This window comes from Massilimicrobiota sp. An80, assembly GCF_002159255.1.
Lineage (GTDB): Bacteria > Bacillota_I > Bacilli_A > Erysipelotrichales > Coprobacillaceae > Allocoprobacillus > Allocoprobacillus merdigallinarum.
The window spans coordinates 1-14,430 of record NZ_NFHI01000054.1; the positions used below are offsets into that span (position 1 = coordinate 1).

15 protein-coding genes are annotated in these 14,430 nt (G+C 29.5%); all 15 read right to left on the reverse strand.

The features are described 5' to 3' along the window. Positions 1-358: 358 nt before the first annotated feature. Positions 359-628, reverse strand: coding sequence for a hypothetical protein (locus B5G32_RS11820; RefSeq protein ID WP_087936759.1), 270 nt, complete (start codon positions 626-628; stop codon positions 359-361). Between the two features lie 12 nt (positions 629-640). Further along, positions 641-1,825: a phosphopentomutase gene (locus B5G32_RS11825; protein WP_087244022.1), complete on the reverse strand. Its 1,185-nt coding sequence runs from the start codon at positions 1,823-1,825 to the stop codon at positions 641-643. Next, entirely contained in the window at positions 1,812-2,735 is a 924-nt protein-coding gene (locus tag B5G32_RS11830) for a tyrosine recombinase (protein WP_087304180.1), read from the reverse strand. Before B5G32_RS11830 ends, B5G32_RS11825 begins: the two co-directional genes overlap by 14 nt. A gap of 58 nt (positions 2,736-2,793) precedes the next feature. After that, positions 2,794-3,363, reverse strand: a complete 570-nt coding sequence (locus tag B5G32_RS11835) for a hypothetical protein (protein ID WP_087296579.1) — start codon at positions 3,361-3,363, stop codon at positions 2,794-2,796. 38 nt (positions 3,364-3,401) lie between these two features. Next, positions 3,402-4,625: a DNA polymerase IV gene (gene dinB, locus B5G32_RS11840; protein ID WP_224762522.1), complete on the reverse strand. Its 1,224-nt coding sequence runs from the start codon at positions 4,623-4,625 to the stop codon at positions 3,402-3,404. Positions 4,626-4,639: 14 nt separating this feature from the next. Next, complete coding sequence (spo0A, locus tag B5G32_RS11845; RefSeq protein WP_087936764.1) at positions 4,640-5,461, reverse strand: sporulation transcription factor Spo0A; 822 nt, start codon at positions 5,459-5,461, stop codon at positions 4,640-4,642. 212 nt (positions 5,462-5,673) lie between these two features. Next, positions 5,674-6,666 carry a SpoIVB peptidase S55 domain-containing protein gene (locus tag B5G32_RS11850; RefSeq protein ID WP_087936760.1) on the reverse strand — a complete coding sequence of 331 codons (993 nt, stop codon included), beginning with the start codon at positions 6,664-6,666 and terminating at the stop codon, positions 5,674-5,676. A gap of 61 nt (positions 6,667-6,727) precedes the next feature. After that, complete coding sequence (gene recN, locus B5G32_RS11855; protein WP_087936761.1) at positions 6,728-8,380, reverse strand: DNA repair protein RecN; 1,653 nt, start codon at positions 8,378-8,380, stop codon at positions 6,728-6,730. A gap of 9 nt (positions 8,381-8,389) precedes the next feature. Further along, the gene (locus B5G32_RS11860) at positions 8,390-9,193 is read right to left on the reverse strand and encodes a TlyA family RNA methyltransferase (protein WP_087244028.1); all 804 of its coding nucleotides are present in this window, start codon (positions 9,191-9,193) and stop codon (positions 8,390-8,392) included. After that, complete coding sequence (dxs, locus tag B5G32_RS11865) at positions 9,174-11,048, reverse strand: 1-deoxy-D-xylulose-5-phosphate synthase (protein WP_087244029.1); 1,875 nt, start codon at positions 11,046-11,048, stop codon at positions 9,174-9,176. The genes B5G32_RS11860 and dxs overlap by 20 nt, the downstream gene beginning before the upstream one ends. Further along, complete coding sequence (locus B5G32_RS11870; protein WP_087296583.1) at positions 11,049-11,900, reverse strand: polyprenyl synthetase family protein; 852 nt, start codon at positions 11,898-11,900, stop codon at positions 11,049-11,051. A 4-nt stretch (positions 11,901-11,904) separates the two neighbouring features. Then, positions 11,905-12,120 carry an exodeoxyribonuclease VII small subunit gene (gene xseB / locus B5G32_RS11875; RefSeq protein ID WP_087936762.1) on the reverse strand — a complete coding sequence of 72 codons (216 nt, stop codon included), beginning with the start codon at positions 12,118-12,120 and terminating at the stop codon, positions 11,905-11,907. An 8-nt stretch (positions 12,121-12,128) separates the two neighbouring features. Continuing rightward, complete coding sequence (xseA, locus tag B5G32_RS11880; RefSeq protein WP_087936763.1) at positions 12,129-13,382, reverse strand: exodeoxyribonuclease VII large subunit; 1,254 nt, start codon at positions 13,380-13,382, stop codon at positions 12,129-12,131. Then, positions 13,382-13,786, reverse strand: coding sequence for a transcription antitermination factor NusB (nusB, locus tag B5G32_RS11885; protein ID WP_087304188.1), 405 nt, complete (start codon positions 13,784-13,786; stop codon positions 13,382-13,384). Before nusB ends, xseA begins: the two co-directional genes overlap by 1 nt. 97 nt (positions 13,787-13,883) lie before the next feature. After that, positions 13,884-14,231 carry an Asp23/Gls24 family envelope stress response protein gene (locus B5G32_RS11890; protein WP_087244034.1) on the reverse strand — a complete coding sequence of 116 codons (348 nt, stop codon included), beginning with the start codon at positions 14,229-14,231 and terminating at the stop codon, positions 13,884-13,886. Positions 14,232-14,430 lie beyond the last annotated feature (199 nt).

A 14,430-nucleotide genomic window follows, 5' to 3' on the forward strand; every position in this document is an offset into this window, starting at 1 on the left:
GTTTTCGATTATTTAATTTTATTATCAAGTGGCTCTCATAGCGAAATAGGTGGCTCCGAAAAACGGACAGGGTGGCTCTCAACAGTGATCAGCATGGCTCTGTTGCACCGAAATATTCAATAATTCCATTTATTATGATTGATTTTGTAAAAATTTTATGAAGAAAAATCCAAAAAATCAATGTATTATTTAGATATAGAATATCTATGTCAATATAAATAAAGATAAATGGGAATTTGCTCATAAATATGCAGGGATGCAGGGGAGTCATATTTAAACATAATAAAAAGTCTTATAAATCAGTAATAAGACTTTTTAAAAGTATATAAAACTTCGTATAATATATATTATGTGAATTTTATAAGAATATTGAAACAAAAGAATATGTACTTATAGCCAAAACTATGATAATCAATATAAGAATATATATCATGAGATGAGAAGACATTTTTTTATACTGTTGAAATGCAGCTAAAAAAGAACAAGTATACAATATCATTGCGATGATATAATTTGTTATAATGACAAAATGATTATCTAAAGACAAAGCAAAAATATATAACAAAGCACCAATAAGAGTACCTCCTAAAGTTATCATAATGCCATGTCTAGTGTCCTGTGAATTCATAATAGATTTCTCCTAGATGATTTGATTTAATATAGATGATCCTATACCAGGATTTTCAACATCAAAATTATCTGCAATGGTTGCTCCAATGACTGCATAGCTTTTTAACAGTCCTAAATGTTTAGGCATTTGTAAAGACTTGCTATAAATGATAAGTGGAACATTTTCGCGTGTATGATCTGTTCCTTTGTATGTTGGATCATTTCCATGATCAGCAGTAATCATTAACAAATCATCACTATTTAAACAATATAATAATTCTTCTAACTGATGATCAAATTCAACAATGGCTTGTCCATATCCTTCAGGATTTCTTCGATGTCCATAAACAGCATCAAAATCTACTAAATTTAAGAAAGCTAATCCACGAAAATCTTCTTTCGCAATTTCTATTGTTTTTTCCATACCATCATGATTAGAAACAGTTTTAACTTTACGTGTAATACCTTGATCAACAAATATATCTGGTATTTTACCAATTCCAATGACTTCAATTTGATTTTCTTTAAGACTATCTAAAACAGTTTTACCAAATGGTTTTAACGCTAAATCATGACGATTAGCTGTTCTTACGAATTCACCTTTCTTTTTACCAACAAATGGTCTGGCAATGATGCGTCCGACTTTCCATCTGTCATCCATTGCAATTTCTCTAGCAATTTCACACGCTTTATATAATTCTTCAAGAGGTATAATTTCTTCATTAGCAGCAATTTGAAATACTGAATCTGCTGATGTATAAACAATCCAATCACCAGTTTTTATCTGATGTTCACCCCAGTCATCAAGTATTTTTGTGCCACTTTCAGCATAATTTCCAACACATTTACGACCTGTTTTTTCTTCAAATAGATCAATGAATTCTTTTGGAAATCCTGTTTCAGTGAATGTTTTAAAAGGTTTGGTAATATGTAATCCCATCATTTCCCAATGTCCAGTCATTGTATCTTTACCATTGGAAACTTCTTCAAGTCTCGCAGTATAAGCTAATTGATTTTTTAAAGCATGAATACCTTGAAATTGACCAATATTTCCTAAACCCATTCCTTCTAAACAAGGAACATCTAGCCCCCCTACTTTTTCGCAGATATGACCTAAAGTATTTGCACCAACATCATCAAATTGTGCAGCATCATGTGCATCTCCTATACCTAATGAATCTAACACTATTAAAAATACACGTTTATATTTTTCCATTTTTCTTGTTCCTTTCTTGCATTCTAGGATGTAATTGACGATAATCCTCAATTGCTTTATTTTGTGATACATGTGTATAGATAGTTGTTGTTGAAATATCACTATGCCCTAGCATTTCCTGAATTGAACGTAAATCAGCATCATGTTCTAATAAATGTGTCGCAAAAGTATGGCGTAAAGTATGAGGACTTATGTGTTTCATTAAACCACTATTTTTCACTAAATGTTCAAGAATATGATAAAAATCATCTCTCGTCATTACTTTTCCATTTTGAGTTAAAAAAAGATAAGGTGTTGTTCCTTTTTTGCAAAGTTCATCACGGTACTTTTCAATATATTCTTTGAGCAGAAGTCCACAACTTTTATTCATTGGAATAATTCTTTCTTTATTTCCTTTTCCAACACATCTAACAAATCCTTTTTGAATATTCACACTTTGCAAAGTTAATGAACACATTTCACTCACACGCAAACCACATCCATATAAAACTTCTACCATACAACGATTTCGTGATGAATTGGCATCTTTTACAACAATAGAATTTAATAATTGAAACATTTCTTCTTCACTTAAAACCTGTGGCAGATATTTTTTACGCTTTGGCATTTCAAAAGAACTCATTATATTTTGAGAAACAATTTTTTCTTTAATGAGAAATTGATAAAACTGTCTTAAAGATATCATATGACGATCAATAGTCGCATCACTTAATTTTTGACGCATTGTTTTTAAGTATGAATATACATGATCCTTGTTTACATCCTCGATATATTGAATTTCATATATCTTAAAAACATAATCCAAAAAATGTTTAATATCTCTTTGGTATGCATGAACAGTATGCTGACTATAATTTTTTTCAACAATCATATACTCTCGATATTCCAACATAGCATCTTTACATTTCAAAATACATCACCATTGCTATTATAACAATTTTTATCAAAAAAAACTACTAAAGTCACTTCTAAAATAAAGGAACAATATATAATCGAAAAGCTAATGAACATGTGAGTACAATCAATGAGGCAATAATAAAATTAAGTCGATAATTTAAAATACTTTTGATATTAAAATTCTGTTCGATATAAAAATTAACTAATGTCACATAACTAGATATATATAGGCCAATATAAACAATAATTGAAACTATGATGATTTCAAAAAGAATTTCACATAACATTAAAATAACCATAATTACATTCATTTGAACAACAGATAAAACATATTGTAGAGAAAATGATATTTGTAATCCTTTTAAAAAAGTTATAAATAACAAACCTAATTGTCCTACATAACTCGTACTTAAATATGTACAAATAAAAATCAATAATCCACTTTGAATAATATATAATTGGTAATGATTTGTATAACTTTCAATATTTAAATAAAATAAATAATGGAAAAACTTTTGTATAGGTTCCTGTGTATGCGTATACTGATAAAATCCAAATAAAAAACCTATTAATCCAGTAACCCCAATTGCAATAAGTATATATTTTTTATTTTGAATAAAACGCTGTAAAAAAACACTCATGTTATCACCTCTGTAAAGCATATGAGCGTTCTTTTAAATTATTCATTATTTTTGAGATACTTTTTTTGAATTTCATCATCTTCAATAAGTGAGGATGCTTTCATAACTTTCATATCAGGAAAGTGTTCATTAAATTGATGAATAAACTGATCAGTTTGAGAATGATGAGATAAATGATTCCCTTGTTTACCAAATAAAGATAACTGTATATTTAAATCTTGAACATGAACAACATTATTTAAACTGACACCAACAAGACGTAAATTTTCACCATTATAAATACTTTCAAACAATAATAAAGCTGTCGCATAAATGATATCAAAATCATTTGTATATTGATCAATAATAGTTTGTTTTGTTTTTGATTTTTCTCGTGTATATTTAAGTGTAATAGAAATAGAATTAGATACAAGATCTCTTTTTTTAGCACGATTTGAAACTTCCTGTGATAAAGAATGAAAAACAGATTTAATGAATTCTTCATCATGACTATCATTTTCAAAAGTCGTTGAATTTCCAACTGATTTTAACTCATTCTTCTCATAATTGATTTTAGAGAAATCTTTGCCATTAGCTCTTTGATAAACAATAAATGTATTCTTTTGAAAAATAGTTCTTATTTTTTCATAGTTTTCATATTTTGCCAAATCACCAATAGTATAAATTCCCATTTGCTGTAATTTTGGAACAGTCTTTTTCCCAATTCCATGCATATCCCCTACAGGTAAATGCCAAAGTTTTTCTTTAAAATTACGATTTGTAATCATGGTTATCCCCATTGGTTTTTTCATATCACTAGCCATTTTAGCAAGAAATTTATTAGGCGCAACACCAATAGAACATTGTAATTTTAAAGTTTTAAAAACATGATTTTGAATGTCTTTAGCGGCTTGATATGGATGGATATGCTGATGTTGAATATATTCTGTCATATCAACATAGCACTCATCAATACTTGCGACTTCAAGTTTTTTTGAAAAAGATGAGATAAGCTCAAAAAATTGTTGAGATAGAGTTTTATATAGTTGAAAATGAGGTGGAACAGTAATCAATTGTGGACATAGTTCTTTTGCTTGAAATAAAGGCATTGCTGAATGAATTCCATATTTTCTTGCTTCGTAAGAGGCAGTTGTAATAATGCTGCGACGTGACTCACGACAGACAACAATAGGTTTTCCTTCTAAATCAGGATTTTGAGAGATTTCAGCACTTGCAAAAAATGCATTCAAATCAATATGAAAAATAATTTGCAAAGAAATCACCTCAACTTTCATAACTATTTTAACATATAGTTTTTATAATTATAAAGACTTTCTTTTTTTACATGATCAGTTTTATGTGCTAATCTTAATTTATCAGCAATCATTGCAATAAATTCTGAATTTGTTGGTTTCGCTTTAACTGCCGAAACAGTGTAACCAAATATATCATCAATAGCATCTGTATTTCCCCTGTTCCATGCGACTTCAATAGCATGTCTAATAGCTCTTTCTACACGAGATGAAGTTGTATTATACATTCTTGCTATATCTGGATATAAAACTTTTGTAACCTGACCAAGAATTTCAATATTATAATATGTTGTTAAAATAGCTGTTCTTAAGTACATATAACCTTTAATATGAGCAGGTATTCCAACTTCATGTAAAATTTCTGTGATTTCATTTTCAATCTTCACTTTTTTATATTTTTCAGATTCATCCTGATCCATTAAATCTGTTTTTTGGAATTCAGAAGCAGTAATATATAGTGTTGATTGAATAAAGTGTTGAATATCAAAAGGATATTTAAAGCAATAAGTGACACCAAGTTCTTCTAACATATTGCAAATTGTCTGATTTGTAAATTGGGTAATACAGATAACTTTTTGAAAAGATTGTTTATTCATTTCTTTTAGTTTTTTCAAAACGCCAAGGCCATCAATTTCAGATAACATCAGATCAATAATTAATAAATCACAAGTTCTTTGATTAAAGAAATTTAAACAATCAATACCATTTTGTGCCGTTCCAACAACAGTCATTTTATTTGTTTTTTCTAAATTATATTTTATATTTTCCAATAACTCTGGTTGTTCGATAGCAATAAATGTTTTCATAATTTCCAATTTTCCCTTTCGATTTCTTCTCATCAGCAAATTTATTATATATGTGTCAAATTCATATTCCTAGTCTTTATACAAAAAATAAATGTGAAAAAATGAATTTATATCTATTCGTCAAAATTTTCACTGCTTTTTTCGACATAAAGTTTGTTAAAAAGTCTAATCGTGTTGAAATAAGAAAAAGAGAATCTAGCAGGATTCTCTTTCTATTTGTCGTTTTTAAGCATCCAATCAATATATAATCCATAACCTTGATGAACATTGTTTATGTCAACATGTGTTACACATCCAATGAGTTTATTGTTTTGAATGATAGGTGAACCACTCATTCCTTGAACAATACCATTTGTTAATGACAGAACTTCTTCATCTGTTATTTCGAAAGTTATACCCTTTACATCAGGTTCGTTTTGTTTCTTTAAATCAGTGATGCGAATTGAACAACGACTGACTTCGTGACCATTGAGAACAGTTAAAAAATAAGCTTCTCCCAATTCAATCTCATCCATAGAAGCTGTTGAAATTGTTTGAAGTTGATCAGAAAGATTTGTATATTGGCCATAAATACCATAATTATTATTTTCATACAATCTTCCTATTTCAATAGAACCGATTTCAGCAATTTTTTCTCCTGGATTTCCATTTTGAGAAGGGTTTATTTTTTTAACATACGAATTATAAACTGTTCCATTTTTAATCGTTGTATCACTTGATAATGAAGTATCATAGATCATATGTCCTAATGCTCCAAAGTGATGTGTTTCAGGGTTATAATACGTCATCGTCCCTATGCCAGTTAAACCATCCTGAACATAAAGTCCAGTCGTAAATTGATCATCTTTTTTTTGAAATTTCAATTCTTTTTTTATGGTCTTATTCTGACGTTTTAAGGTTATCATAATTTTTTGATTCTTTTCTACACTGTTTTTAACAGATTCCATTAACTCTGAAATAGATTCTACATTCTGCTGATTCACTTGCGTAATTAAATCACCAGACTGATAGCCATCACTTGCAGGATTATAAGGACGATTGTCAATAGAAATATCATAAGTTCCAGTAATCATAACACCTTCATAATCAAGCTCGATACCTATTGATTGACCACCTAGAATAACATCTGCTGCAAAGACTTGAAAGGATGGGAATACTAATGAAACGACAGTGATGAGTGATATACTCAACTTTTTAAAAAGCAAAGCATATACACCTCCTTGTAATCAAATTGATTACATTTTATTTTGGCATATATGCTTTATTTTATGCATCTAATAATTTTTTAGCATTTGCTATAGCTTCTTGAGTCATAGTTTCACCAGATAACATTTTTGCAATTTCTATAATTTTTTGGTTAGAATCTAGAAGATGAATAGAAGTGATAGTTTCATCATCAGTTGATTTTTTTTCAATACAATAATGATAATCTGCCAAAGCTGCAACTTGAGGTAAATGAGTAATACAAATAACCTGTTTTTTTAAAGCTGTTTTTTTCATTTTTTCTCCAATTTTCGTCGCAACTTTTCCACTAACACCAGTGTCAATTTCATCAAAAATAATAGTATCAATACTGTTATATTCTAAAATTGTTGTTTTAATTGCTAACATTATACGTGAAATTTCTCCCCCACTCGCTGTTTCATTTAAAAGGCTTAAATCCTGTCCCTGATTGATAGAAACCATAAATTGTACATTAGTACATCCTAGTGGCTGAAGCATTTGAGATTCTTTTATTTGAACTTTAAAAATAGCTTTATCTAAATATAAGTCTTGGAGTTCTTGATGAATATCAGCTTCAAATTTTTTAGCATATTTTTTACGTATATGATGCATTTGCATTGCGATATCTTTTGTTTTCTTTTCTTGTTGCTGAAGCTTATTTTGAAGCTGTAAAATATATTCTTCTCTATTTTCAATAGTTTGAATTTTTTGTATTAATTCATCATGATATTCCTGAATATTTTGCATTGTAAAACCATATTTTCTTTTTAATCTATTGACTTTAAATAAAATATCTTGAAGTTCATTAAAACGATATTCATCAAAATGAAAAGAACGATATGTATCCAGTATATTTTCTGTAATATCTAATAAGTTATAATAAAGATTTTGTATACTTTCTACAGGTTCCTCAAACTCTTGATAAGAAGATAATGATTGAATTTCATAAGTAGCCTCTTTTAATTTTGGTAAAACACCTTGACCATTATTCATAAGTTGTTCAAAATTTTGAATACATGCATTCATTTTCTCATAATTTTGTAATATTTTTAATTCTTCTTCAAAACGATCTATTTCATCATCTGTATAACTGACTTCTTCAATTTCTTTTAATTGACTTTTTAAAAAATCAAGCTGTTCATCTGACATATCTTCTTGAATAGTTTGATTCAAATGTTGTTGTATATCTTTATATTGTTGAAATTGAGTTTGATAATCTAAGAAAAGATCTTGTAGCTCATCTTTTGCATATTCGTCCAATAAAAGGATATGATTTTTTTGAGCAAAAAGTTTTTGTGTTTCAAATTGAGAATGAATATCAATCAAATAAGGCATTAATAACTTTAAAGCATTATGAGTAGATGATTGATAATTGATTTTAACTTGACTCTTACCATTACTTTGAATATTTTTTGTAATAATAAATTCGTCATCAGCTTCTATATGTAATTGCTGACATATAGCTTCTAGTTGAGGTGTCACAGTCACATCAAAAACACCTTCAATGACAGCTTCTGAACATCCTTTTTTGACAAATGAAGCAGAAGAGCGGTTACCACATAATTGTCCAATAGCATCAATCACAATAGATTTTCCAGCTCCTGTTTCTCCAGTAATAACGCTCATTCCTTCTTGAAAATCAATTTTCATTTTATCAATAATAACAAATGATGAAACATATAAACTTTTTAACATGTATTTCACCTACCCTTTAAAATGGCTGTGTGCTTCTTCGACAACTTTATAAATATCTATATCTTTATCTACATTCTGACGATGAATAAAGCATCCTAAAAACTCAATATTCCCTTCTCCTCCAGTAATTGGCGAGTAAGTCAGTCCCTGTAAAGAAAATCCTTGTTCATGGGCATATGTAATAACTTCTTGAATGACTCTTTGATGAATTTCAGGTTGAGAAACAATTCCATGTTTTCCTACATCTTCTCTGCCAGCTTCAAATTGTGGTTTAATTAAAGCTACACAATATGAATCCTTTTTTAAAATCTGAGATAAAGCAGGAAAGATATGTTTTAACGAAATAAACGAAACATCAATACTCGCAAAATCCGGTTGACCATATTGAAATAAATCCATTGTAGCATATCGAAAGTTTGTTTGTTCTAAAACGTGAACACGAGGATCATTTCTTAATTTCCAGACTAACTGATTTGTTCCAACATCTAATGCATAAACCTCTCTAGCACCATGTTGTAAAGCACAATCTGTAAATCCTCCTGTAGAAGAACCAATATCAAGCATTAATAGATGATTTAAATCTAAATTAAAAATTTGAATAGCTTTTTCAAGCTTTAGTCCGCCACGTGATACATAAGGCAATTTTTCTCCTTTGATATACAAATGTGAATCAACTGGTATTTTAGTACCAGGTTTATCAATATAGTCATAATCATCACGAACGATTCCCGCCATTATAGCTCGCTTTGCCTTTTCGCGAGAATCAAATAATCCCTGTTCTACACAAAGAATATCAACTCTTTCCTTCTTCATCAAGTATCTCCTTTACTTTTTGTTTTAAATCATCTAAATGTATATGCTCTATTTTGAATAATGTGTCTAAATCTCCCTGAGGTGTGTAATGGTCATCAATTCCTATATAATCAATAGTCATAGGCATTTTCTTTCTTGAATAATAATGAGCAATAGATGCACCTAACGACCCAATCATCAAATCAGTTTCATAAACAAGTATATGTTGATGTGTTTGAGACAGTTCATCAAGAATATTTTCATCCATAGGTTTAATAAAACGTGCATTAATTAAATTAACTGGTAATTGTTCTGTCATAAGCCAATGAGCAACACGATCAACTTTTACATCATAAGTCATAATAGTTAAAGCATTCTGTGAATCAAAGATAATCTTTTCCCATGATCCTATACTTATCTCCTTATCTAAAGAAACATCTTTATCTTCAATATTCCCCTTTGGAAATCTGAGAATATATGGATGTTGAAAGTGACGAAAAACAGTATTTATCATCATTTTCATTTCAATAGCATCTTTAGGTGTCATAATAACAAGATTTGGAATAGATGAAAGAATACTCATATCAAAAACGCCATGATGTGTTTCACCATCTGCACCAACAAGTCCACTACGATCCACGCCTATGAGACATGGTAATTGCATTCTTGCAATATCATGGTTGATCTGATCATATGCACGCTGTAAAAAAGAAGAATAAATAGTAATAAATGGTTTCTTTTGAGCATTTGAAAGTCCAGCAGCAAAAGTCATAGCATGTTCTTCAGCAATGCCTACATCAAAAGCACGATCAGGAAAAGTATCAAAAATATGACGCAGACAGCTTCCTGATATCATTGCTGGTGTAATTGTTACAATGTCCTGGTCTTCATACATCCATTTTTCAATATGTCTTGCAACAACTTCACTCCAGCTAATCATAGAACTTTCTTTTGAACGAATACCTTCACGATAATCAAATGGAGCAACACCATGATAAACTCCATAGTAATCATTTTCAGCAAGAGGGTATCCTTTTCCTTTTACAGTATGGACATGAACAACAACACTATGATCCATTTCAGATGCCAAACTCAAAGCATTAAAAAGATCATGAAAATCATGACCATTAATAGGTCCTATATAATCTAAACCAAATTCACCAAAAATATTATCATTAATAACATTGTTTTTTATTTGATCTTTCACTTTTTTTGTTATTTTATAAACTTTTTTTCCTAAATTTGATTTACTCAAAAAAGAAATATAATTATTACGAGCGTTTTTATATTGCGTAGACATACGAATATCAGAAAAGAAATTACTTAAGCCACCAACATTTCTAGAAATAGACATATTATTATCATTAAGAATAATAATCACTTTAGAATCAACAGATCCAATATAATTAAGCGCCTCAAATGATTCCCCACTCATAAGTGCAGCATCACCTACAACACATATCATTTCACCTTGTTCGTGATTTAAATCTCTAGCAATAGCCATTCCAATAGCTGCTGATAATGCTGTTGATGAATGACCAGCTTCCCATACATCATGAATACTTTCTTTTTTCTTTTGAAAGCCACTCAAACCATTATATTGTCTAAGTGTTGAAAATTGTGCAGCACGTCCTGTCAATATTTTATGAACATAAGATTGATGTCCAACATCAAAAATGATTTTATCTAATGGTGAATCAAAAATATAGTGTAAAGCAATTGTTAATTCAACAACCCCCAAATTACTAGAAAAATGTCCGCCTGTTTCAGATACATGATGAATAATAAACGACCTGATTTGATCAGCCAGTTCTTCTAGTTCTTCAATATTTAATTGTTTTAAAAACTGAGGATTCTTGATTTGCTCAAGTTTCATTTAACTCACCCTTTTCAAAATTTTTATAAACAATTCTAAAATCAATCCATGATTAATTTGCATTGCATAAATTCTTTCATAACATTTTTGGAATAATTCTTCGATTTTTTTCTGTGAAGCTTCGACTCCTATCAAGCTTACATAAGTAGATTTATGATTTTCTAAATCACTTCCAACCTTTTTTCCTAACTCTTCAGTCGTCCCTGTAACATCTAAAATATCATCCTGAATTTGAAATGCTAAACCTAAGTCAAAACCTAGTTGTTTCCATGCATCAAGATCACTTTTTTTGGCGATACAGGCAGCCATTTGCATGCTAACTGAAATTAACTCTCCTGTTTTATGTTTATGGATATCTTCTAATTGAGATAAATCAGCTTTTCGATTTTCAAAATAAAGATCTTGTTGTTGCCCATAAATCATCCCATTAATTCCACTTGCCTGATACAAAAGATTAGTTAGTTGAACTTTTAAAGAATCATCAAGTGAAGTTGTTTGTAATATGATATTAACTCCTAAATTTAATAAAGCATCTCCAGCCAAAATAGCTGTAGCTTCATCAAATTCTTTATGACACGTTTTTCTTCCTCTTCTTAAATCATCATTATCCATACCAGGTAAATCATCATGAATAAGTGAATAAGTATGAATCATCTCAATTGCACATGCAACATCTAAATATTGATGGTAATCAAATTGATAAGCTCTTAGCACTGTTAAAAATAAAATTGGACGCAAACGTTTACCAGGTGCCAATAAGGAATATAACATTGCATCCTTGACTCTTCCATCTTTCAATGGTTCACATAATTTCACTAAACGTTGGTTAATTTCTTCTTTCATTGTATCCATTGTATTATTCCCCATTCTTAAATTCTTTGAGCTTTCCATCTTCATATATTTGTGCGACTTTTTCTTGAATATTTTTTAGTTTTTCATCACAATATTTAGAAAGATTAATACCTTCTTGAAATAAAGCTATGCTATCTTCTAATGCAATTTCATTATTTTCAAGTAAGCTTACAATTTCTTCTAAGCGCTTTATAGCTTCTTCGTATGTCATTGCTTCCATTTTCTCACCTACTTTATTTGTGCTTTTCTCATACCATCATAAAATTGTATATCAATAAGATCGTCTGTTTTTACATCATTTTGAGATTTTATAAATTGATCATCCTTCTTTATTAAAGTATAACCTCTCTGCATAACTTTTAAAGGGCTTAAAGCATCAAGTTGGATAATCAATTGTTGGATTTTATAGTTTTGTTTTTGTATATTTTGATCCATTTTTTGCTTTAACTGTTTTTGATGATGTAAAAGCTGTTGTTCAACTTTCATATTTAATAACTTAAACTGATAAGAGAACTGATCTTGTAAATGTGTTAGACGTAATATCTCTTGTGAATAAAGAGCTTCTGGTGTTGTTAAAAAATAAGAATTTTTTAATCTATTTAATGTTTGTTGACAATTTTGAAGATAGTGGTTCATATCATGCACCAATTGTTGGGTTAATCCATTCAAATGTTTTTTTAATTCTTCCTGATCAGGCGTAGCGCTTACAGCTGCTGCTGTTGGAGTTGGACAACGCAAATCACTGACAAAATCGCATATTGTAAAATCTAATTCATGTCCAACGGCACTAATAATAGGCGTCTGGCATTGAAAAATAACACGGGCTAAAGCTTCTTCGTTAAAGTTCCACAAATTCTCAATTGTACCACCACCACGTGTTATCACAATCAAATCAAAACCAATGCGATCTACATTTTGTAAAGTTTCAATAATTTTTAAATATGCATTTTTCCCTTGGACTGGAATTGGGAAAAAAATCAATCTTACAAAAGGGAAACGTGAATGTGCAATTTCAATAAAATCATGAACAGCATCTCCACTTTTAGCTGCTAAAATAGCGATAGATTTAGGAAAACGAGGTATAGGCTTTTTATACTTTTCATCAAATAAGCCTTCTTTTGCTAATTTCTTTTTCAAATCTTCAAATGCTAGATATAACTTTCCTAGGCCATCCTGTTCAATTGATTGTACATATAACTGATATTCACCAGTGACTTCATAAACCGAAACACGGGCTCGTATATACACTTTCATTCCATTTTCCAATTGAAATTGAAGTTTTTTTGCTGCCGAAGAAAACATAACTGCTGAAATTCTTGAATGATCATCTTTTAAAGTGAAATAAAGATGACCACTAGGATGTGGTCTATAATTTGAAATTTCACCAGTAATATAGACATTATGCAAAGAAGCATCCTGATCAAATCTTGCTTTTATATATTTATTTAATGTATGTACACTAATATATTTTTTTGCATCCATTAAGCAATATGTCCTAAAATACCATTAATGAATTTATAAGATTCATCATCACAGAACTTCTTAGCATTAACAACAGCTTCATTAATCACAATTGTTTTAGGAAGATCGGATTCCAACAATTCACAAGCCGCAATTAATAAGATGGCTCTTTCCATAACGCTTAAACGTTCAAAAGTCCAACCTTTCTTTAAATGTTTTTCTAATAATTTTTGATAAGATTCTTTATTCTGTAATGTTGTTTCTACTAACCACAACGCAAATTTTAACGAATCTTCGCTTGTTGATAACTTTTCATTTTCTGATATATAAGTACGCATTTCATCAAGAGAAGTTCCTACTAATAAATTTTGATAAATACAAATCGTAGCTTGTTCTCTCGCTATTTTTCTATGTGTTTTTTCCATATAATTAAGTTGCCTCCACAATTTTCAAATATATTACATTTTACCACAATTATATATAAAAATAAACAAAAGAAAAGTAAGAAATCATTTTCTTACTTTAATCAAACTCGATATTATCAACTTCAATATTAATGTGTTGTACGTCAACATCAGTCATTTGTTTAACAGCAACTGCTATTTTCTCCTGAATTTCTTTTGTTATTGATGAAATATTAACACCATATTTAATACGAACATGGATACATATATAAACTTCATTATCTTTTATTGAGCAGTTTACTACTTTTTTTGTACCGGGAATCTGCATTCCCTTAGATGTATCTAAAGAAACATTTTTCATTTCATTGACAGTTCTCTTTGTAATTTCATCAAACACTTGAACATTCATCAAAATCTTTCCATTAACACGTCCTTGTGTATAAGTATAGTATTCATTATGTGCCATAACATTACCTCTCTTCTTACTACTATTGTATATAAAAAGTTACAAAAATACAAGTTTTATTCATCAATAAATTTAACTTCTCTGATTCAAATATGATAATGTCTCAATGTATCAAGATTGATAATGTCCCAACATGTTGGGACATTATCAAATAATCCTGTTATACTATAAACCTCACTTTTTATTGGAGGTTTGATGA

Coding starts and splice junctions, on each gene's coding strand:
- xseB (WP_087936762.1), bottom strand. CDS start 12,120: ATGGAAGCAATGACATACGAAGAAGCTATAAAGCGCTTAGAAGAAATT.
- recN (WP_087936761.1), bottom strand. CDS start 8,380: ATGTTAAAAAGTTTATATGTTTCATCATTTGTTATTATTGATAAAATG.
- nusB (WP_087304188.1), bottom strand. CDS start 13,786: ATGGAAAAAACACATAGAAAAATAGCGAGAGAACAAGCTACGATTTGT.
- dxs (WP_087244029.1), bottom strand. CDS start 11,048: ATGAAACTTGAGCAAATCAAGAATCCTCAGTTTTTAAAACAATTAAAT.
- spo0A (WP_087936764.1), bottom strand. CDS start 5,461: ATGAAAACATTTATTGCTATCGAACAACCAGAGTTATTGGAAAATATA.
- B5G32_RS11820 (WP_087936759.1), bottom strand. CDS start 628: ATGAATTCACAGGACACTAGACATGGCATTATGATAACTTTAGGAGGT.
- B5G32_RS11835 (WP_087296579.1), bottom strand. CDS start 3,363: ATGAGTGTTTTTTTACAGCGTTTTATTCAAAATAAAAAATATATACTT.
- B5G32_RS11870 (WP_087296583.1), bottom strand. CDS start 11,900: ATGGATACAATGAAAGAAGAAATTAACCAACGTTTAGTGAAATTATGT.
- B5G32_RS11890 (WP_087244034.1), bottom strand. CDS start 14,231: ATGGCACATAATGAATACTATACTTATACACAAGGACGTGTTAATGGA.
- B5G32_RS11825 (WP_087244022.1), bottom strand. CDS start 1,825: ATGGAAAAATATAAACGTGTATTTTTAATAGTGTTAGATTCATTAGGT.
- xseA (WP_087936763.1), bottom strand. CDS start 13,382: ATGGATGCAAAAAAATATATTAGTGTACATACATTAAATAAATATATA.
- B5G32_RS11860 (WP_087244028.1), bottom strand. CDS start 9,193: ATGAAGAAGGAAAGAGTTGATATTCTTTGTGTAGAACAGGGATTATTT.